Here is a 19580-nt window from a genome sequence, read left to right as displayed (position 1 = left end):
TAGTACTAAAATTTAATTTTAAAAGCATCAAACAGGTGACTCAATGTCCAAGCAGGACCAATCATTAAAAATTGAATATCTTTCAAAAATGAAGGTTTTTTACCTTCGTGATTGTGCCCAATAAATTGAGCGATCCATGAAAGTACAAAGATAATTAGCATTATACTCCATAGAGGTAATAAATCAGCTTTTACTATTAGGTTAATCCCTAAAAGAACAAGTATTGAAAAGAATAACATTCCTAAAAAGAGAATAAATGATAACCTTAAATAATACATTAGTCCGAATAAAACTATTAGTGTTCCAAAATTTATATACGATATTAACTGTTTAGGAAATAAATTGGTAATACTATTAGGAACTGGTATACTTGCTAGTAATCCTATGATGCTAAAAAAAATTAGAGGCACACATACGTAATGTATTTTCTTATTAAATGTAGTTTGATGGCTTACAGCATATTCTTCTAATAATGATTCAATTTTTCTCATGGTTTGTCTGGTTATTTTTTTTGAGGTACAAATTTTTTTAATTCTAAATATTCATTCATACCCTTATCTGTAAGGTAAGGCATAAGAATATTCCATAACATTTGCATCGAATGACCTTTATTTACTTTATATTTTTTGGAAGCTATTACTTGTTTTTGTGATTGCCAAAAGGTGCTGATCATCCATATAGAATAAATAACTTTATCGTAATCAATATAATCATTTTCAGGCTTCAGCCTACCTGATTCAATATAGTAATCGATTAATTTGCGTCCCTCTTTAAAGCGCACTAAATTTGAGACTTGATATGCTTTTGAAATAGTTGTATATGTTTTCAATATATGTACTACATCACTAAAAAAAAATAGGTAACGTTCTTGTAAATTATCAAATTTCAGCATCATTTCTTCAAAATGAAAAAGAGTGATATAACTATTTTTTGGAAGGATATAGTTTAAGGTTTCGTTGTACATTTCATTATAAATAACTTCTAGTAAAGCCGCTTTATCTTTATAATGATATCTAAGATTCCCCGCACTAATTCCTATTGAATCAGCTATTTGTTTCATTGAAACTGTTGATATACCTTGTTGGTTAAACAGTTCAATAGCAGTTAATTTGATTTTATTTTTCAAAAACATAGTATTGAAATCACATTCAAATATAGCTACATTTTACTAAATAAAAACAAAAATTAGTAAACATTTACTAATTTTACAATTTAATTATTATGCTTCACTAAGAAACAGGAACGAATGAGTAATATAGATTTAGTATATATGATCAATTAAAAAAGGCTATCAAAATAAATTTAATAACCTTTATAATACTTCAAACTCTAGATTAATTAGTCATATTTATCACTAATTAATGATATTTATTTCCAGGTGATAATATCTTTAAGATCTCTTCTAGACTTATCATGTGCTGGAGCAGTTTTTCTATAACCAAAAGCAACCATAAATGATAAACCATATTTATCAGTATCTATTTCAAACTTTTCTTTTAAAAGTTGCTCTGCTTTTTCTTGGTGAAATCCTTCTATAGGACAACTATCTATACCTACTAATGCTGCAGAAGTCATCATATTAGCTAAGGCAATATAAGTTTGCTTTGATGACCAATCAAATAATTTCTTGTCGGTATCTAAATTAAAATCTCGTTCCTGAAATTCTCTATAAAATTTCGAATACATTTCAATAACATCTTCAGGAAGCTGTTTAATATCTTTCATCATGTGCATAATATACTCTGAATCATGTTTTACCATAGGCGTTTTCATGCTTAATCCTAATATAAAATGACTGGCTGTATCCAACTTTAATGGCGCTCCCCATGCAACTGGTTTCAATAATTCACGTAGCTCTTTATCTTGTACCACTACAAAATGCCAAGGTTCAAAACCAAATGAGCTAGGTGATAAATTGGCTGTTTTAAGAATAAAATCTATATCTTCTTTCGATACAGTTTTTATATTATCAAATTCTTTTGTTGCATGTCTATATTTAAATGCATTTAAAATGTCATCTTTAGCTATACTAGGTTTTATTGTACTCATAATCATTTAATTTTATTATTATTATCTTACTATCAAAAGTATAGTGACAAAAATATAGATAGTTCATTAACTATACAATAACGGTCAAAAATGATAGTATACACAAAAACTCACAAAACACTAATTAACAATCAATTAAAATATAAATAATCTACTATACTTTGTATAGTTAAAATATTAAATATAGTTTGATATATTTGTAATTGTAAAAGCAAAATTTATGGAAATAAAACATAAAAAATGTCTTATAAAGTATAATGATAAGTTATTTTCATGTACTACAAGTATTGCAATGGAATTAATTGGAGGTAAATGGAAAAGTGTAATTTTAATTTACTTAATTGATGGTAAAAAACGTTATAATGAGCTTTATAAATTAATTTCAACTATAACTGAACGTACTTTAAGTTTGCAATTAAAACAGCTAGAAAAAGATGGATTAATATCTCGTAAAGTTTATACAAAGAAACCACCTTTAAAAGTAGAATATGCCCTAACATCCTTTGGTAAAAGTTTAACTCCAGTATTAACTTCGATAGCAAATTGGGGTAAGATTGTTGCTAATGAAAAGGGAGAAATTATTGAATAAATTTTAGTTAACTACTTTTACCCACTCTAATTACTCGTTATAAAATACTTGTTGTCAGTGTTTTATAATTTTCATATATTTTCACTTCATTAAAATATGATTTATGGCACTTTCAAAATCACCTTTTAAACATGTAGTAGTTATGATGTTCGAAAACCGTTCATTTGATAGCATGTTGGGATTTCTTTATAAAAATAATATTTCACCATTAACAAAACAACCTTTTGAAGGTTTAACAGGAAAAGAAACAAACCCAGATAGAAATGGAGATGCTGTAAAGGTTTTTAAAATTGACCCTACTGATCCTTATGCCTATTTTATGCCTAAAAAAGATCCTGGTGAAGGTTTTGCTAATACAAATTATCAATTATTTGGAGCTGAAAAAAAGCCCTTTCCAAAGGGTATTGCTCCTAATCAAGGTTTTGTGTTAGATTTTGAGAATCCCATTGATAACGCTCCACTAGAAAAAATGGAGAATCCTAAAACGGATAAAATAACATCTACCAAAACTGTAAAAAGCAAATACGACTATAAAAGTGATGTTTATAAAAAATGGTATAATACTCCAAAACCTAAAGAACATTCTAAGCATGTACCAGATTTAAAAAGTGTTGTAGGAAAAGACATTATGGGGATGTTTACTCCTGAAACACTACCTGTTTTATCTAGTTTAGCGAAAAACTATGCTGTTTGTGATCATTGGTACTGCTCTGCCCCAACTGAAACATTACCAAATAGAGCTTTTACCCATATGGGAACTTCTCAAGGATACTTATATGATGAAATACATTCTTATAGTGCTAAAAGTATTTTTAAGCACTTAATGGATAATGATAAAACTTGGGGAATTTTTGGCAACAATGGTAAACCTTATACTGTAGCATTTTGCCAAGATATTCCAAGTACAACAAATAAAGAAGGGAAAAAAGTTATTGGTCAATTACCAAAAGGCTGTAAAGTTGGAGCTTTTGAAGATTTTGAAAATGCTTTAACCAATAATGAACTTCCAGATTATACGTTTCTTGAACCAATTTGGGGACATAAAAGAAATAGTCAACATCCTAACTATAATGTTGCCGATGGTGAACAATATTTATTAGAAATTTATAATGCCTTAAAAACATCTCCTTATTGGGAAGATACCTTACTTGTTGTTACTTATGATGAGCACGGTGGTTGTTATGACCATGTAACTCCTCCAAATACAGCCACTTCTCCACCAGCAGTTTCTATGGCTTTTGGATTTGAATTTGATCGTTATGGTGTTCGTGTACCTACTGTATTAATTTCCCCAAAAATTGAAGCAGGAACTGTATATAGAACTAAAAGTGATGTTCCATTAGATCATACCTCAATATTAGCAACTTTAGAAGAGATGTTTGAATTATCTCCATTAACTGAACGAGATAAAGCTGCTCCCCATATTTTAGATGTAGCTACCTTAAAAATTCCAAGAACTGATAACCCTATGAAAGGTATTGTTCCTCCTAAAGCAAACTCAGCAATAAAAATCGAGGATCACGCCTCTCAAATACAACAAATGCACGCAGCAGCGTTAACAGATAAACATAATCGTGAGACTGGTGAAAATAAAAAAACTCCAAGTTTTGCATCAGAAAAAGAAGCAACATCATACATTAATGAACTACATAATAGGTATTATACTTATTCAAATGAGTAATTCTGTGATTCCAATACTTGAATAGAAGTATGATTCTTTAAATATGAATTAAGTATTTTTTTAGTTTCATTAGTATTATTATGAGGTATTAAATTATCAAGATAAACTCCTGTTTCAATACTATTAGCTTCTTGTTCTTTATAATATCCAAATCCTTTGTATTGATTGTTCGCTATTAGTACAAAGGCTTTTTCATTGATGTTTCTACCATCTAATTTGATGATAAAATCATTATTTTTAAACTTTAAAGATTCAATAGCTTTTAAAACCCTTTGATTATAATTATTAACATCTTCTTCTTCTACACAAATGCCTCTACATTCTTTTATTTTATAATGAAAACAACTTTGAGTATTTGTTTGTAGATGACAGTATTTAGGACACAATTCATAGTCTTCACATAGTTTTTCTAAAAAACTTCTAGCCTCACTTAAAGAATAAAATTTATAAATAGCATCCTGTATCATTTTTGAATTATTCCATGCTAAATGAACTATTCCTTTTCTATCGGTATAACTAAATAAACTATAGTTAGGTGATTTTTTTTTCTGCGCTCTATTGAATTTAGGATAGTGCTTTTTTATTTCTGAAGATTCTAATAATAATGCTATTAATTCATTCCCTGTTTTTTCATAAGTAACATTAGATATATTCATGCACATATCCATCTCCTTTTTCTTTTTATCATGAAAATGGCTTAAAACACGTTTTTTAATATTATTAGCTTTACCTACATATATAATTTCCTTCTTTTTATTCCAAAAATAATACACCCCATGAACTTGAGGTAATTCTTCAAAAACTTTTTTAGATAATAATGGCGGTAATGTAGCTTCTTTAGAATTCGCTTTTAAAAAGCTGTTAATAACAGTACTCTTTTCGTCAAGTTCTAATAACATACCCAATAAAATTACAGTAGCTTCAGCATCTCCTCTAGCTCTATGCCTATCTTTTATTTCAATATTTTGAGATCGACAAATTTCCCCTAAGCTATAAGAATTTCTATTAGGGATAAGTTTTCTAGATAATCTAATTGTACAAAGTTTTTTTCTTTTAAAAGTGAAACCTAATGAAGTAAACTCTTTAGAAATTATTCTATAATCAAAATTAACATTGTGTGCTACAAATATGCAATCTTCAGTTATTTCGTGTATTTTTTTTGCAACTTCTTCAAATTTTGGAGCCTCTCTTACCATGTAGTTATCTATACCAGTAAGTGTTGTAATGAAAACAGGTATTGTTGTACAAGGATTTATAAGTGTAGTAAATTCATCTATAATTTTTTCACCATCATATATAAAAATACTTATTTCAGTAATTTTAGTACCACCATTGGTTTCTATGTCAACTACAGCATAATTCATTATTCTAATTTGGCTAAAGATCTTAATTCAACACCTAATTGAGTTAGCATAGTTGCTATACTACTAATTTTCAAATCTCTTTCATCATATTCTTGAGTATTAATACTGCAAGTGAACTCCCATAATTCAACTACTTCAGAAATAGGAACATTATATGTTTCGTAATTTTTATTATCTGGAACTAACAACAAAGTATTGTTTTCTTCAATTTTATTATAGACTCTCTTATAAGTAATTCCATCATTTTTTGTAACTAAAATATACGAAACTCCATCTCTTACATCGTCAATACTCTCAACAAAACTGGCTACAACAAAAGAGCCATCTTTCATTGGATGCATTGAGTCACCTTTGATTGGAAAAGCTCTATGTTTTCCTACAGGTAAAAAAGGTAATTTAATTCGTTGTAATTGTTCTATGTACTCAGGATCATTATACCCTAATAAATAACCTGCCGAAGCTTCAGTAGGTATTATTTCTATTAAATTATCATCTTCACTATCAACTGTTATTGGAAATAATACTCTTTGATTTCCTATTTCAATGAAAGAAGTTTCTTTGGAATAAGTTAAATCATTTTTTACTAAAATATCTATTGGTAATTTAAAATAATTTGAAATGACTATTAATATTTCAATAGGAGGTTCAGAGCGACCTTCTTCATATGAAGATACTCTTGATCGAGTTATATGTATCTCATCAGCAAATTGCTCTTGAGTTAATTCTCTTAAATGCCTTAAATGACGTATGTTTTTTGATATATTTTTCATTTGCTACAAATATAAGCAAGGATTGCTACATATTGTAGTTTATCTAAATAAAATATAGAATTAATTAGCTTACTATTATAAGATACTAATATACTGGTTGTTATATTTTAGCTTGATAGGTATATAAGTCAAAATATCTTCCATTTTTAGCAATAAGTTCTTCATGAGTTCCTTGTTCTGCAATTCGTCCAGATTCTATTACTAAAATTTGATCAGCTTTTTTAATAGTACTCAAACGATGTGCAATAACAATGGTTGTTCTATCTTTTACAAGTGTTGCAAGTGATTTCTGAATAAGTGCCTCACTTTCTGTATCTAGATTTGATGTAGCTTCATCTAAAATAATAATTTTAGGATTAGCTAAAATTGCTCTAGCTATAGCAATACGTTGTCGTTGCCCTCCAGAAAGTTTTACCCCCCTCTCTCCTATTAACGTATCCAAACCATTTTCAAAACGATCAGTAAACTCATTTACATATCCAGCTTTTACAGCTTGTAGTAATTCTTCTTCACTAGCTTCGGGTCTTGGAAATAAAATATTATCTCGTATGGTACCTTCAAATAAAAACTCATCTTGTAATACTACCCCTAAATGTTTTCTAAAGCTACTTAATTTAAGTTTAGCTAAATCCTCTCCATCAATTGTAATTGTTCCAGATTGTGGATTTAAAAATGTTGCACTCAACCCAGCAATCGTAGATTTACCTGAACCAGAACTTCCAACAAGTGCTATTACTGAACCAGCTTCTGCTTGAAAACTTACATCATGTATAACATTTTTTCCTTCTTCATATGCAAATGACACATTTTTAAATGTTAAGTTCCCTTTAAAATTATCTAGTTCTATAGTACGGGTTCCTAGCTCTTCTTCTGGAGTCATATTCATTAGCTCTTCAGTTCTATCTAATCCTGCTAAAGCTTCAGTAAATTGACTTCCTATATTACTCATTTGTATAATTGGAGCTATCATTAATCCTAAGTACAAGGTAAAAGATAAAAAATCACCCGTAGACATCTTTCCTTGAATCATAAAATAACCTCCTATTCCCATAATTCCTAAAGAAGCTAGTCCTAGTAAAAAAGTAGAAGAACTTGACATAATTGCAGTTGCTGTTAAACTCTTTTTTACATTTTGAAATAAAAGATCTACACCTTTTTCAAAAATTCTATTCTCTTGCTGTTCCGCATTAAAACCTTTGATTACACGTACACCTGCAAGAGTTTCTGTTAACCGACCTTTCACTTCTGCATTAATTTTTCCTCTATTTCTAAAAATAGGTCGAATGTATTTAAATGCTTTCAAAGCTACAAAACCAAAAATAACAACAGGAAGAAATACAAATAATGTCATCCAAGCATTAATACGAATCAATAATACAACAGAAACTACAGCTGTAATAGTTCCTCCAACCAATTGAACAAGTCCTGTTCCAATTAAATTACGTACACCTTCTACATCACTCATAATACGAGAAACTAAGTTTCCAGATTTTGTGTTATCAAAAAAACTAATAGGTAATGATAATACCTTTTTTTGAACTTGTGCTCTTAGTTCTGATATAACATATTGTGCTTGTACACTCAAAATACGTGTAAGCAAAAATGATGTAATTGCTTGTAATAACAATGCTATTCCTACAAACAATAATACTTCATAGAGCTTGGTTATATCTTTATTAGGAATAACTTCATCTAATAAAATTTTAGATTGCCAAGGTAACACCAAACTAGCCATACGGCTGATTACTATTAAAATTAATCCTATAAAAACCAAGTTACGTCGTGGCCAAATAATAGTTTTAAAAGCTTTAGCTATAGTTATTCTAGGCTTCTTTTTACCCACTTTTTCTATTGATGCTGTATGTTGGTATTCTTTCATGTTTTTTATCTAGAAATATCTTATCAAAGATAGCTTAAACGACTATGTATTACTTAAAAAAATTGCCAATTAATTTATGCTTCTTATTTCAAAAACACTATCAAGACTTTTGATTATTTTCAACTAGCATATAAATCAATCCAAAAAATGCAATAATAGAACAAACAAAAAATATTTGAGGTATTTTTTCTACCATGTTAGTATAATACCATCCCGAGAAAAATGCTCCTAGTCCAATTCCTGCTTCTAAAGCAATATACATAGTAGCAATAGATTTACCTTTTGTTAATGGATTACTCAAATCAATTGTCCAAGCATTTACCGTTGGAGAGATTATTCCCATTGCTATTCCATATAATGTTGCAGCTATCAACATTCCATTAATACTTTCTAATTTACCAAGTAACAATAGTGCAATACTTAAAATAACTAATCCTATAGTAATTATTATTTTACGACCATAAACATCAGAAATTTTACCCGCTAGTAATCGTACAAAAAGGGATGCTATTGTAAATGCAATAAAAAATGTTCCTTTATTAATAATACCTAAATGATCACTCCAATCAGGAATTAAAGTTAATATAACTCCAAAACTTAAGTAAGTACTGAAAGTGACATATGCAGCTGGTAAAGCTTCTTTTGCAATAATATCTGATTTTGATATTTTAAGTGTCTGTAGTGTAAATTGCTGTTTATTAACCAATGTTTCTTTTACTCTTAAAATTAAAATAATAGATAATAAAGCCATCATTGAAGAACTGTAAAACAATACATTATAATTGGAGTATAGTTTAATATAACTCCCTAAAGCAGGTCCTAAAGCTAATCCTGTACTAAAACACATTCCCTGAATTCCCATTGCTTCACCTAATCGTTTTTTGGGAATAATATCTGATACATATGCTGCAATTGCTGTTGGGCTAAACCCTGTAGAAAATCCATGCACTAATCGTAAAAAAAGAAAACCAGAAACACTGGTTAATATTGGATAAAACAACCCTGAAACTACACAAACTAGAGCACCTATAATCAACACTGATTTTCTACCAATAGTATCAGTTAATTTCCCACTAAATGGCCTTGAAAAACCAGCTGTTAATGTAAACAAAGCAATAATGAGTCCTTTATATTCAACACCACCCAAATTACTTAAATAACTTGGTAACTCTGGAATTAACATGTTATAACTTGCAGAAAAAAACAGCGAACTCAAACAAATAAAAATAAATTGAGGGGTATAAATTTTTTGACTAGAAACCATCATAACATTATATTTTTTCAAACGACATTTCTATTTCCTCTAATGAGTAATCCCAAATAGCTTTAGATCCCAAAATGACTGGCTTGGTTTTCTCTATAACTTTTTCTTTAGCCACATTGTATTCTTTCCAAGTTCCTCCTTTATTAGAAACATTTTGTAAAATAGGTTCAAACCGATCCATGGCTTTTGCAAATTTTGCTTCATTTGTTTCCCCTCTTTCAAACTCTAACCATATATCAATAAATTCTTTAGCTTGTGCTTCTGGTAACATTCCAAAAATCCTTTTCGCTGCCTTTAATTCTTCCTCAGTATTATTATGATTTTTAGTTGTATCAAAAATAAAAATATCACCTGAATCAATTTCAACAATATCATGAATCAATACCATTTTCAGTACTTTAAAAAGATTAATTTCTTCATTACTATGTTCAACTAAAATTAAAGCCATCATAGCTAAATGCCAACTATGCTCTGCATCATTTTCATGTTTATCACTATTAAACAACTTTGTTTTACGTTGTATATACTTTAATTTATCTATTTCTTTTATAAATTGAATTTGCTGTAATAATGTATTCATTCTTATTTGTATTTCTAATTTATTATATAATTTTACAATGCAAATTACTTGCTATTAGAAATTTTAAAAAAGGACAATTGTCCCAACTCAAAAATGATTAGAACTAACGTTGATTTTTTAACATACATTGAATTATTAAATGAAAAATATCCTAACTTTTTTTTAATAGAGAATTATAACCCAAAAGAAGTTATATTAAAGCAACAAAAAAGATATCAATCATTATATATCATTAAAAATGGTATAACTAAGTGCTATTTATCTGATGAAAATGGAAAAGATTTTATTCAAGAATTTTTAGGTAAAGGAATGGAGTTTGGTGAATTAGAAATTTTTAGTGGGAATTTAAGTTATTGTTCTATTGAAGCAATATCAAAAGTCGTTGTTTACAAAATATCATATAAAAACTACAACTATTTGCTAGATAATGATCGTTTATTTAATAGATTAGTAATAAAGTCAATGGCTTTAAAAATAGGTTATAAAGCACCAAGGCATTCTTTTCAACAATCCTACTCTATTGAAGAAAATATTTTAAAACTAAAACACAATTATCCGGATTATGATAAAATATTTTCTAAAAATGATATTGCCAATTATTTAGGTATTACTATTCGTAGCTTAAACAGAACATTAAATGGATTAAAATAATTATTGTAGTTCAAAAAACATTTATTTTTTCATCATAGGACCTAAGTTCTCACCTCCTAATAAATGTAAGTGTAAATGAAAAACAGATTGCCCTGCATCTTCATTTACATTCATTGTTAAGCGATATCCTGTTTTTGCAATGCCTTGCTCTTTAGCTATCTTTTTTGCTACCAAAAATAACTTTCCCAAAACTAAAGCATCATTTTCTGTAATATCATTTACTGTATGAATTTCTTTTTTAGGAATAATCAGAACATGTACTCTAGCCTGTAATCTTAAAGGTAAAAAAGCTATTATATCGTCATCTTCATAAATAACTTTAGCAGGTAATTCTTTATTAATTATTTTTGTAAAAACGGATCCTTTCTCTATTTTTTCAGCTTTTATTTCCTGGTAATCTTTACTTTGACCAAAACTAAAAAACACATTAACTATTAAAATAGTTGCTACTAAATATTTCTGAAACATATTTATTAAACTCTTTTCATCAAAAATAATAATTTTAAAAAAATACACCGCTATAATTTATCCTATTAAGAAAACTTTATGACTATAAAAATAGTAATATAACTATATTTGTAGTCGTAATTTAAAAATATTTATATATTTGCCTTATGAATGAATTAACAAAAGCTGAAGAACAAGTAATGAAATATGCTTGGAAACTTGAAAAAGCATTTTTAAAAGATATAGTAGCAGAATTCCCTGAACCTAAACCAGCCTACACTACAATATCAACGGTAGTAAGAGTATTGGTTAAAAAAGAATTTTTAAAATTTGAAACATTTGGTAAAGTAAGGCAGTATTATCCTAGAATATCAAAAGATACTTATTTCAAAAAACACATGAAAGATGTGATAGGTAATTTTTTTAGCGGATCTGCTAGTAAATTTGCATTATTTTTTACTAATAATGAAGATTTAAATCTTACAGAGTTAGAAAAAATGAAAGGAATGCTAGAAAGTAAAATTGAAAAATTAAAAGCAAAAAATGAGTAATATTTTAGTATACCTAATACAAGTAACTAGTATTTTTTCTGTATTATACTTTATATACATACTGTTTTTTAACAGATTAACTTTTCATATTATAAATCGAAGAATATTAATATTATTACTTCCTGTTTCTATCTTGCTACCTATTTTAAGTAACTTGTTTCCTGTTTTATCTTCAAAAATTATAGAAGTTCCCTTATTTGAGTATATAGTTAATTCTCAAAATCACCAAGTATTTGATAGTAATCAAAAAGAATTAGCCTCTTCATTTTTAAATTTCAATTCAATATTGATAGTTATTTATTTTTTGATTGTTATTGTTTATTTAATCAGAATTTTAATTAATACAAGATCTATATTTATTATAAAAAATAAGTCAATAATTCAAAGAGAAGATGGATATAAGTTAGTATTTGCTGATGTTCCAGAAATATTTTCATATTTCAAATGGATATTTATTCCTAAAAAAGAATTTAAAAAATATAATCAACAAATTGTAGAACACGAAAAAATACATATTAAACTAAAACATTCTTGGGATGTTATTTTAAGTGAATTTTACATCTCCTTTTTTTGGTTTAATCCGTTACTCTATTTTTATAGAAAATCACTCAAATCTATTCATGAATTTCAAGCTGACAAAGGAGTTCTTCAAAAAGGAATTAAAACTTCACAATATATGGAGTTATTATTACAAAGTCTTGAAATTCAAAAACCAAATAATTTATACAACTACTTTAATCAACCAATACTAAAAAAAAGAATTACTATGATGACAAAACCTAAATCTAAAAACCTATCTAAACTTATATATATAGTGCTTTTTCCTGTATTCACTATACTAACTTTAGCATTTACCAAACCATCAAGTACAAATGATTCATTTATAAAAACAATAAATATATCAAATCTAGTAAGTAACCCTCCTTCCCTATTTCCTGTTAAAAATGCTTCAAAAAAAGACATTACAAGTCTATTTGGAAAATTTAGAAAAAACTCAATTATAAAAAAGAAAGTTGTTCATGGAGGCATTGATATTAAAGCTTCTATAGGAACTCCTGTTATAGCTACTGCTGACGGTATTATTAATAAAGCCTCTCTTGAAAATGCTTGGGGGAACTTAATTATAATTACACATGCCAATGGTTACGAAACATGGTATGCACACTTAAATGATTTTAATGTTATTAAAAATCAAAAAGTAAAAAAAGGAGATATTATAGGTTTTGTAGGAAACACAGGACGTTCATTAGGTCCACACTTACATTATGAAGTAAAACAAAATGGTAAACGTTTAAACCCATTAAATTTTATTAAATAATTTTTCTATTTAAATCATTATTACCTGTATTTAAATAAAAATTTTAATCAAACCATTGGTTCTATTCATAAATAGAACTTTATAACTACGTTAATAAAAATATATGAAATCATTATTTGCATTCTTTTTAATACTGTTTCTAAGCACAAATAATTATGGACAAGGACAAATTCATCAAATTTTTGAATATAATATAGATTCAATATTAAACTTTAAAAACATAGTAAAAGATAGTATATCAAATTCATTTATGGAAGAGAATTGGGATACATCTACTTATAACCCTTATAAAATTAAGATTAAAAAATATCCTTTTAATATAGTTTTTAAGGACAGCCTTTATTCTTCTCCTATTGATAGAAAAAAAGTTATAACTTCTCGTTATGGATGGCGAAGAAGAAGAGCTCATAAAGGAATTGATATCGACTTAGTAACTGGTGATGATGTTAAGGTGATGCTTGATGGAAAAGTACGTTATGTAAATTACCATTCAGGACATGGAAAAGTTGTAGTTGTAAGGCATTATAATGGATTAGAAACATCTTATTCTCATTTATCTAAACAATTAGTAAAAGTAAATGATACAGTTGTTAAAGGGCAAATAATAGGTAAAGGAGGTACAACTGGAAATGCAAGAGGTAGCCATCTTCACCTTGAAGTTAGTTTTAAAGGAACTTATATATATCCTGAATATTTATTTTCTTTTAATGAAAAAAACAACATACGATCTCAAAACATATGGGTAACTAAAAATTGGGTAACTCCATATATACATAATTCAAAAAGGCAAAGTTCTATTTTGATTTGTAACACCTATGAAGAGGCTATTAAAAAGAGTAAAAAGACAAAACAAGTATATGTTATAAAAAAAGGAGATACTCTTTCAAAAATTTCAAGTAAACATCGAATATCTATAACTTCAATTTGTAAAACAAATTCAATTAGAAAATCAAGCACCTTGAAAATTGGTCAGAAACTTGTTTTAATTCAATAAATTTAGTTTTTAATTTCCAACAAAAAACACCAATAAAATCTTAGTAAATGTAGCTCTTTTATTGGTGTTTTTTTTATACTATTTAAGTAGATATTTATTCTAAATCTCTAATCCATTGTGTTTCATTTTTAGTAAGTAAATAATCTTTTAAAGTTTTTGATTTAGCTGAAAACGATAAAGTATCACCTTTATAAATTCCAGAAAAAGTAAATTTATTTTTACCTGTTTTTTTATAAAAAAATAAATAATCACTTCCTGAAGCATTTTCAATAGGTTTAAAAGTTATTGTTTTATCTAGTACATTTTCTTCAAATTTAAACCATTGTGTTTGACCATCACTATTTTTTATTACAACATGTTTAGGGTAATATTTATTACAATTTAGCCTCATAGTTTTCCATTCTAATCTATCACCATTTAAACTATTTATAGTATCTCTATTTTTTATAAAAATATCAATATCATATATTCCAGTCATTTCTATATTATTCGGGTTCTTCTCAGTCCTTATTCTTTCTTTAAAACTATTTCTAAATGATATTATAAAATATATTAAAATAATTCCTTTCAAACCATATCTAATTTTTTTTGAATTAAAAAGGGGAGCAAAATTATATGGTATTGTTGGTTTATTGGTGATGAAAAAATTAATTAGCTGTTTTAAATTATCAAAAATTAAAAGAACAGTCATTAATAATAAATGAATAGCAAACATTTTAACACTAACATCATATCCTATATCAACAAGTACTACATTTACCATGACTATAAATAAAATAAAAGCCCCAATAAAAGTTGTTCTTCTAAATAATACTAAAACACCACCTATAACCTCTATCAACCCTGTACTTATTGAATAGAAATCAGAATAACTCATGAACTTCCATAAAAAACCCATTCCACTTTGATTTCCAAGATTATTTTCTAAATCATTAATATCTAAAGAACCAAATTGCAATAAAAACACTTTAGCTAAACCATAAAGAATTAAAGTTAAACCTATATGATATCTAAGAATAGTTTGTAATAAAACTTTTAGTTTATGTGTGTAAGAATATTTTATTTTTGAATCTATAAAAAGCCAAATTACAGAGCCTATTGTTGAAATGGATACGATTAATAGAAACCTTGAATAATCATATTTTGAATCAAAGCCATTTTGCAAATTATTAATATAAAATTCCCAACCTAAAAACGTTTGTCCAAACCAAATAGTAATTCCTTTCCAAAAGGAAATATTTTCAGGATTTAACTCATTTATATATTCAAATCCATAAGGAAAAATATAAAGAATTATATATAAAAATATAAACCTCCAAAACAATTTTCTTTTAAAATTATATTTCTGATTTTCTAGTGTTTTCATATTGAATTATAGCAATTTTTAAATTATAACAATAAATAGTATATTTTGTTTCTTTTGCTAAAATACTGAGATAGCATAAAAATATTATAGTTATATGTTTTTATATTTTTAATATAAAAACTATTCAATTCCATTAAAAACAAGCTTGTCGCAAACTTGTCATACAGTTGACGCTATCAATAATACCTATTACTTTTTAATTTTGCTCAAAAATTAAAACATGAGAATATTTAAACTAATAAAGTTATCCATATTAATAAGTGTATTTCCTTCAAATGCTATACAAAGTCAAGAGTTTGAATCAAAAATTGATCAACTAATTTTAAAAACTTATACTCCTGATGGTCCTGGAATATCTATTTTAATTGCAAAAAAGGGTACCCCTATTTATCAAAAGAATTATGGAAAATCTAATATAGAGCTTAATTTACCTGTAAATAGTAAAACTGTTTTTCAAATTGGTTCTATAACAAAGCAATTTACAGCAATTGCAATTTTAATGCTTGAAGAACAAGGGAAATTAAAATTAAACGATGAAATTATTAAACACATACCTGAGTACCTTAATAAAGGAAATAAAATAACTATTCATAATTTATTAAATCACACTTCAGGAATAAATGGGAAAACTCCAATTAGCAGTAATAAATTAAAGCGATTAGATTTGACTGTAGATCAAATAATAGATTATTTTAAAAATAAACCTTTAAAGTTTTTACCTGGAGAGCAGTTTAGCTATAGTAATTCTGGTTATATATTATTAGGTAAAATTATTGAAATTGTATCAGGGAATTCTTATGAAGATTTTATAGAAAATAATATTTTTAAAAAGTTAGGAATGACTAATACTCGATATGGATATCATAACGAAATTGTTAAAAATAGAGCTAATGGTTATCAATTTTATGGGAAAAACTATATGAATGCACCTTATATAAGTTTATCAACTCAATATGCGGCAGGTTCAATATTATCAACTGCGGGTGATTTATTAAAATGGCAAAATGCACTTGTGTCAAATATTTTAATAAAAAAATCTAGCTTTGATAAAGCAACAAGTAAATCTGTTTTAAATAATAAACAAGTAATTTCCTATGGGTACGGTTGGTATAATAGAAAAATTAATAATTCTACAGTCTTTGTTCATGGTGGTGCTACACCTGGTTTTATGTCAAATAGTATTTATTTAAAACATAAAGATATTTACATAATTGCATTAACAAATTGTTATTGTAAAAAAGTAAAAAACATTCAAAAAATCACTTATAAAATAGCTAGTTTATTCACTAAAAATAAAAAGGAAGTAATCATCAATAGAATTAAATTATTAGAAAATGAGTTAAACAAATGGGTTGGAAACTATAAGTTAAGTAACAATACTTACATAAAAATAGAACTAAATGATGGCTATTTATATGGTTTTAATCCAAAAAATAAAAATATAAAGCACAAATTAATTTCAACATCGAAAAATGATTTTATTTTTGAAAACAAAAAGATAAATTTTCATTTTTATATCTCTAAAAATGGAAGTAAAAAAGTAAAAATGTCATCAGGAAATAGAACTTTAATTGGATTTGAATATAAAATAAATAAGTAGATGAATTTAGCTCATAAAATCAAAAAGTTAAGAACAAAGAATGGGTTTTCACAAGAAATGTTGGCTGAAAACTCAGGATTGAGTTTAAGAACTATTCAAAGAATTGAAAAAGAAACATCTGTTCCAACTGCTGATAGTATTAAGAAATTAGCAGCAGGACTAAACATAACTCCAGATGAATTAATTGATTGGGAAATTACTAAAAATCCCGGTTATTTAAAAAGTTTGAATTTATCTGCCTTAACTTTTCTTTTCTTTCCTTTACTAGGAATATTAGTACCTTCTTTAATATGGTTTATTAAAAAAGATAAAATAACAGATTTAAACACAACTGGAAAAGCTTTAGTTAACTTTCAAATAACATGGAACATCGTATTCTTTCTAATTTTAATATTAATGTTTATTTCTTCTAAAACAAAATTTTTACTATTTGGGGTTGGTCCAATAACTTTGTTTATTGGAATAATGTATTTATTTAATTTCATATCAATAATTATTAACTCTTCTAGAGTAATGAAGGGAAAAAAAGTGAGTTATAAATTAAAAATTAACTTTTTAAATTAAACTAGTTTTAAATGTTTTTATAAAGGATAAATTTGTCTCTTATGAAATTATATACTAACTTTGCCGTATAATATTTAAATAGATGTTTTCAAAATCATGTGAATATGGATTAAGGGCTATAATTTTTATAGCTCAACAAAGTGCTCAAGATATCAAAGTGAGTTTATCAACTATATCAAGTGCTATAGATTCTCCACAAGCATTTACAGCCAAAGTATTACAGCAGCTTACTAGAAATGATATAGTAAAATCTATTAAAGGCCCATATGGAGGTTTCGTTATAGAAGATTTTAAAATGAATACTATAAAGTTGAGCGACGTTGTAAAGGTTTTAGATGGAGATTCTATTTTTACTAGTTGTGGTTTAGGTTTAAAAGAGTGTAATGATAAATCACCATGCCCCTTACATTTTCAATTCATTGAAGTTAGAAATAAACTTAAATCAATGTTAAACAATACCACATTATTAATGCTAGTTAATGATATGAACATTGATACATTTTTTTTAAAAAGATAAAAAAAAACAATTTAAAAAAAGATAAAAAGATCCGAATATATTTTATGAAAAAAATTATAGTTATAACATTTATATGGATTGGTTTTGTAGGCGCCATAAGTTTTATGGAGTCTTGGTTAAAATTTCAAGCACCAAACATGACTACTGAACTTGGTTTAGGTATTGGGCAATTAGTTTTTAGGGCCTTAAATATTATGGAAATTATATTTCTAATAAGTATATCAGTACATATTATATCATTATATAATAAAGAGAGTAAACTAATTCACTATTCATTTCTAATAGTAGTTGCAATAATTTTAATACAAACAACTTGGTTACTACCTATTTTAAATGAACGAGCGGAGAAAATCATTCAAGGCATTACTGTAAGTAAAAGTAATGCTCACTTAATATATATTTTATTAGAAGTAATAAAAATAGTTTGCCTTTTCATATTTGGAATTAAATTATTAAAGAAATTAACTGTACAAAATGAATGAATTAAATACTGTTTTTAATTCATAAACAATAAACCCAACATCTTATTAAATATCATAAAAGCACGAGTAAAAGAGCTTATTGGGAACTCTTACCCTTTTTTAAAAATCAAAAAAAAACACAAAACAATGACTTACAACAAAATATCCTTCATTAAAATCATTAATTACATTTAAAACATAAAGTAATGAATATTAATAAAAGCACTTTAATAAGTACTATTGTTGCAGAAAATTACAAATCAGCTACTATTTTTAAATCATATGGTATAGATTTTTGCTGCAATGGTAATAGAAGTATAGAAACTGTTTGCAATACCAAAAATATTAATGAAAATATACTAATAAACAAATTAAATAATTGTTTCAACACAGAAGTTGATACCAACAATTACCAATCTTGGGATATAGATTTTCTTTCAGATTATATTTACAACAAACACCATAAATACATAGAAAAAACGATACCAGAATTAAAATTGTATCTTGATAAATTATGTAAAGTTCATGGTATATGTCACCCTGAACTATTTGAAATATATAAATTGTTTACTGAAAGTGCTAACGATTTAACAATGCATATGAAAAAAGAGGAATTAATTCTATTCCCTTATTTCAAAAAATTAGTTGAAGCTAGTAAAAACAAGTCGACTATTTCTAGTAATCAGTTTGATAGTATAAAAAGTCCGATAGCAATGATGCATAAAGAGCATGATAATGAAGGGCATCGATTTAGAAAAATTGCTGAATTAAGTAATGATTACTCTCCTCCTGTAGATGCCTGTAATACATATAAAGTAACCTATCAATTATTACAAGAATTTGAAGAAGATTTACATAAACACATTCATTTAGAAAATAACATATTATTTAAAAAAGGAGTAGAATTAGAAAAAACTCTACAAAATTAATAGAAA

The 19580-nt window shown here is 26.7% G+C and carries 21 protein-coding genes; 11 read left to right on the top strand and 10 right to left on the bottom strand.

Translation table 11 applies throughout. From position 1 onward, the window contains the following. Positions 1–5: 5 nt before the first annotated feature. The 3 genes from DS884_RS13670 to DS884_RS13660 all read right to left on the bottom strand — a co-directional run bounded on the left by DS884_RS13670 (position 6) and on the right by DS884_RS13660 (position 2049). Positions 6–491 carry a DUF962 domain-containing protein gene (locus DS884_RS13670; protein WP_113787129.1) on the bottom strand — a complete coding sequence of 162 codons (486 nt, stop codon included), beginning with the start codon at positions 489–491 and terminating at the stop codon, positions 6–8. A gap of 11 nt (positions 492–502) precedes the next feature. Beyond that, complete coding sequence (locus tag DS884_RS13665) at positions 503–1126, bottom strand: TetR/AcrR family transcriptional regulator (RefSeq protein ID WP_113787309.1); 624 nt, start codon at positions 1124–1126, stop codon at positions 503–505. A 242-nt stretch (positions 1127–1368) separates the two neighbouring features. After that, complete coding sequence (locus DS884_RS13660; protein WP_113787128.1) at positions 1369–2049, bottom strand: NAD(P)H-dependent oxidoreductase; 681 nt, start codon at positions 2047–2049, stop codon at positions 1369–1371. 220 nt (positions 2050–2269) lie between these two features. On the opposite strand from DS884_RS13660, the gene DS884_RS13655 reads away from it, so the two are divergent. Together DS884_RS13655 and DS884_RS13650 are read left to right on the top strand one after the other, a co-directional pair. Beyond that, complete coding sequence (locus DS884_RS13655; RefSeq protein ID WP_113787127.1) at positions 2270–2638, top strand: winged helix-turn-helix transcriptional regulator; 369 nt, start codon at positions 2270–2272, stop codon at positions 2636–2638. Between the two features lie 103 nt (positions 2639–2741). Beyond that, the gene (locus DS884_RS13650; RefSeq protein WP_113787126.1) at positions 2742–4319 is read left to right on the top strand and encodes an alkaline phosphatase family protein; all 1578 of its coding nucleotides are present in this window, start codon (positions 2742–2744) and stop codon (positions 4317–4319) included. Here the strand turns inward: DS884_RS13650 and DS884_RS13645 are convergent. From DS884_RS13645 to DS884_RS13625, 5 genes are all read right to left on the bottom strand, one after another. Beyond that, the gene (locus tag DS884_RS13645; RefSeq protein WP_113787125.1) at positions 4304–5683 is read right to left on the bottom strand and encodes an exonuclease domain-containing protein; all 1380 of its coding nucleotides are present in this window, start codon (positions 5681–5683) and stop codon (positions 4304–4306) included. The genes DS884_RS13650 and DS884_RS13645 overlap by 16 nt on opposite strands. Beyond that, complete coding sequence (locus DS884_RS13640) at positions 5683–6453, bottom strand: XRE family transcriptional regulator (RefSeq protein WP_113787124.1); 771 nt, start codon at positions 6451–6453, stop codon at positions 5683–5685. The genes DS884_RS13645 and DS884_RS13640 overlap by 1 nt, the downstream gene beginning before the upstream one ends. 100 nt (positions 6454–6553) lie before the next feature. Beyond that, positions 6554–8332 carry an ABC transporter ATP-binding protein gene (locus DS884_RS13635; protein ID WP_113787123.1) on the bottom strand — a complete coding sequence of 593 codons (1779 nt, stop codon included), beginning with the start codon at positions 8330–8332 and terminating at the stop codon, positions 6554–6556. A gap of 100 nt (positions 8333–8432) precedes the next feature. Continuing rightward, the gene (locus tag DS884_RS13630; protein ID WP_410529732.1) at positions 8433–9617 is read right to left on the bottom strand and encodes an MFS transporter; all 1185 of its coding nucleotides are present in this window, start codon (positions 9615–9617) and stop codon (positions 8433–8435) included. After that, the gene (locus DS884_RS13625) at positions 9604–10182 is read right to left on the bottom strand and encodes an HD domain-containing protein (protein ID WP_199488220.1); all 579 of its coding nucleotides are present in this window, start codon (positions 10180–10182) and stop codon (positions 9604–9606) included. Before DS884_RS13625 ends, DS884_RS13630 begins: the two co-directional genes overlap by 14 nt. 87 nt (positions 10183–10269) lie before the next feature. Between DS884_RS13625 and DS884_RS13620 the strand changes: the two genes are divergently transcribed. Then, entirely contained in the window at positions 10270–10827 is a 558-nt protein-coding gene (locus DS884_RS13620) for a Crp/Fnr family transcriptional regulator (RefSeq protein ID WP_113787121.1), read from the top strand. Between the two features lie 21 nt (positions 10828–10848). On the opposite strand, the gene DS884_RS13615 is transcribed toward DS884_RS13620, so the two are convergent. Beyond that, on the bottom strand, positions 10849–11199 hold the full coding sequence (locus DS884_RS13615; protein ID WP_176974449.1) for a histidine triad nucleotide-binding protein: 351 nt from the start codon (positions 11197–11199) through the stop codon (positions 10849–10851). A 242-nt stretch (positions 11200–11441) separates the two neighbouring features. Between DS884_RS13615 and DS884_RS13610 the strand changes: the two genes are divergently transcribed. The 3 genes from DS884_RS13610 to DS884_RS13600 all read left to right on the top strand — a co-directional run bounded on the left by DS884_RS13610 (position 11442) and on the right by DS884_RS13600 (position 14137). Further along, a complete protein-coding gene (locus DS884_RS13610) occupies positions 11442–11825 on the top strand; it encodes a BlaI/MecI/CopY family transcriptional regulator (RefSeq protein WP_093871163.1) in 384 nt (127 codons plus the stop codon). Continuing rightward, positions 11818–13143, top strand: a complete 1326-nt coding sequence (locus DS884_RS13605) for a M23/M56 family metallopeptidase (RefSeq protein ID WP_093871162.1) — start codon at positions 11818–11820, stop codon at positions 13141–13143. The genes DS884_RS13610 and DS884_RS13605 overlap by 8 nt, the downstream gene beginning before the upstream one ends. A gap of 103 nt (positions 13144–13246) precedes the next feature. Next, positions 13247–14137, top strand: coding sequence for a M23 family metallopeptidase (locus DS884_RS13600; protein WP_113787120.1), 891 nt, complete (start codon positions 13247–13249; stop codon positions 14135–14137). A 94-nt stretch (positions 14138–14231) separates the two neighbouring features. Here the strand turns inward: DS884_RS13600 and DS884_RS13595 are convergent, their stop codons facing one another. Beyond that, positions 14232–15503 carry a DoxX family protein gene (locus DS884_RS13595; protein ID WP_113787119.1) on the bottom strand — a complete coding sequence of 424 codons (1272 nt, stop codon included), beginning with the start codon at positions 15501–15503 and terminating at the stop codon, positions 14232–14234. 220 nt (positions 15504–15723) lie between these two features. Here DS884_RS13595 and DS884_RS13590 point away from each other — a divergent pair, with 220 nt between their 5' ends. From DS884_RS13590 to ric, 5 genes are all read left to right on the top strand, one after another. After that, positions 15724–17103: a serine hydrolase domain-containing protein gene (locus DS884_RS13590; RefSeq protein ID WP_113787118.1), complete on the top strand. Its 1380-nt coding sequence runs from the start codon at positions 15724–15726 to the stop codon at positions 17101–17103. Beyond that, positions 17104–17667 carry a helix-turn-helix domain-containing protein gene (locus tag DS884_RS13585; protein WP_113787117.1) on the top strand — a complete coding sequence of 188 codons (564 nt, stop codon included), beginning with the start codon at positions 17104–17106 and terminating at the stop codon, positions 17665–17667. 82 nt (positions 17668–17749) lie between these two features. Next, on the top strand, positions 17750–18184 hold the full coding sequence (locus tag DS884_RS13580; RefSeq protein WP_113787116.1) for an RrF2 family transcriptional regulator: 435 nt from the start codon (positions 17750–17752) through the stop codon (positions 18182–18184). 44 nt (positions 18185–18228) lie between these two features. Then, on the top strand, positions 18229–18666 hold the full coding sequence (locus DS884_RS13575; RefSeq protein WP_113787115.1) for a hypothetical protein: 438 nt from the start codon (positions 18229–18231) through the stop codon (positions 18664–18666). Between the two features lie 185 nt (positions 18667–18851). Further along, on the top strand, positions 18852–19574 hold the full coding sequence (ric, locus tag DS884_RS13570) for an iron-sulfur cluster repair di-iron protein (RefSeq protein WP_113787114.1): 723 nt from the start codon (positions 18852–18854) through the stop codon (positions 19572–19574). Positions 19575–19580 lie beyond the last annotated feature (6 nt).

This window comes from Tenacibaculum sp. E3R01 (assembly GCF_003318185.1).
In the GTDB taxonomy this organism is placed as follows: domain Bacteria; phylum Bacteroidota; class Bacteroidia; order Flavobacteriales; family Flavobacteriaceae; genus Polaribacter; species Polaribacter halocynthiae.
This window is presented reverse-complemented; position numbering and strand designations above follow the sequence as displayed.

Bases quoted from the DNA above. Each gene is read 5' to 3' on its own strand.
- DS884_RS13670 (WP_113787129.1), bottom strand. From the start codon at position 491: ATGAGAAAAATTGAATCATTATTAGAAGAATATGCTGTAAGCCATCAA.
- DS884_RS13660 (WP_113787128.1), bottom strand. From the start codon at position 2,049: ATGAGTACAATAAAACCTAGTATAGCTAAAGATGACATTTTAAATGCA.
- DS884_RS13655 (WP_113787127.1), top strand. From the start codon at position 2,270: ATGGAAATAAAACATAAAAAATGTCTTATAAAGTATAATGATAAGTTA.
- DS884_RS13650 (WP_113787126.1), top strand. From the start codon at position 2,742: ATGGCACTTTCAAAATCACCTTTTAAACATGTAGTAGTTATGATGTTC.
- DS884_RS13645 (WP_113787125.1), bottom strand. From the start codon at position 5,683: ATGAATTATGCTGTAGTTGACATAGAAACCAATGGTGGTACTAAAATT.
- DS884_RS13640 (WP_113787124.1), bottom strand. From the start codon at position 6,453: ATGAAAAATATATCAAAAAACATACGTCATTTAAGGCATTTAAGAGAA.
- DS884_RS13635 (WP_113787123.1), bottom strand. From the start codon at position 8,332: ATGAAAGAATACCAACATACAGCATCAATAGAAAAAGTGGGTAAAAAG.
- DS884_RS13620 (WP_113787121.1), top strand. From the start codon at position 10,270: ATGATTAGAACTAACGTTGATTTTTTAACATACATTGAATTATTAAAT.
- DS884_RS13610 (WP_093871163.1), top strand. From the start codon at position 11,442: ATGAATGAATTAACAAAAGCTGAAGAACAAGTAATGAAATATGCTTGG.
- DS884_RS13605 (WP_093871162.1), top strand. From the start codon at position 11,818: ATGAGTAATATTTTAGTATACCTAATACAAGTAACTAGTATTTTTTCT.
- DS884_RS13600 (WP_113787120.1), top strand. From the start codon at position 13,247: ATGAAATCATTATTTGCATTCTTTTTAATACTGTTTCTAAGCACAAAT.
- DS884_RS13595 (WP_113787119.1), bottom strand. From the start codon at position 15,503: ATGAAAACACTAGAAAATCAGAAATATAATTTTAAAAGAAAATTGTTT.
- DS884_RS13590 (WP_113787118.1), top strand. From the start codon at position 15,724: ATGAGAATATTTAAACTAATAAAGTTATCCATATTAATAAGTGTATTT.
- DS884_RS13585 (WP_113787117.1), top strand. From the start codon at position 17,104: ATGAATTTAGCTCATAAAATCAAAAAGTTAAGAACAAAGAATGGGTTT.
- DS884_RS13580 (WP_113787116.1), top strand. From the start codon at position 17,750: ATGTTTTCAAAATCATGTGAATATGGATTAAGGGCTATAATTTTTATA.
- DS884_RS13575 (WP_113787115.1), top strand. From the start codon at position 18,229: ATGAAAAAAATTATAGTTATAACATTTATATGGATTGGTTTTGTAGGC.
- ric (WP_113787114.1), top strand. From the start codon at position 18,852: ATGAATATTAATAAAAGCACTTTAATAAGTACTATTGTTGCAGAAAAT.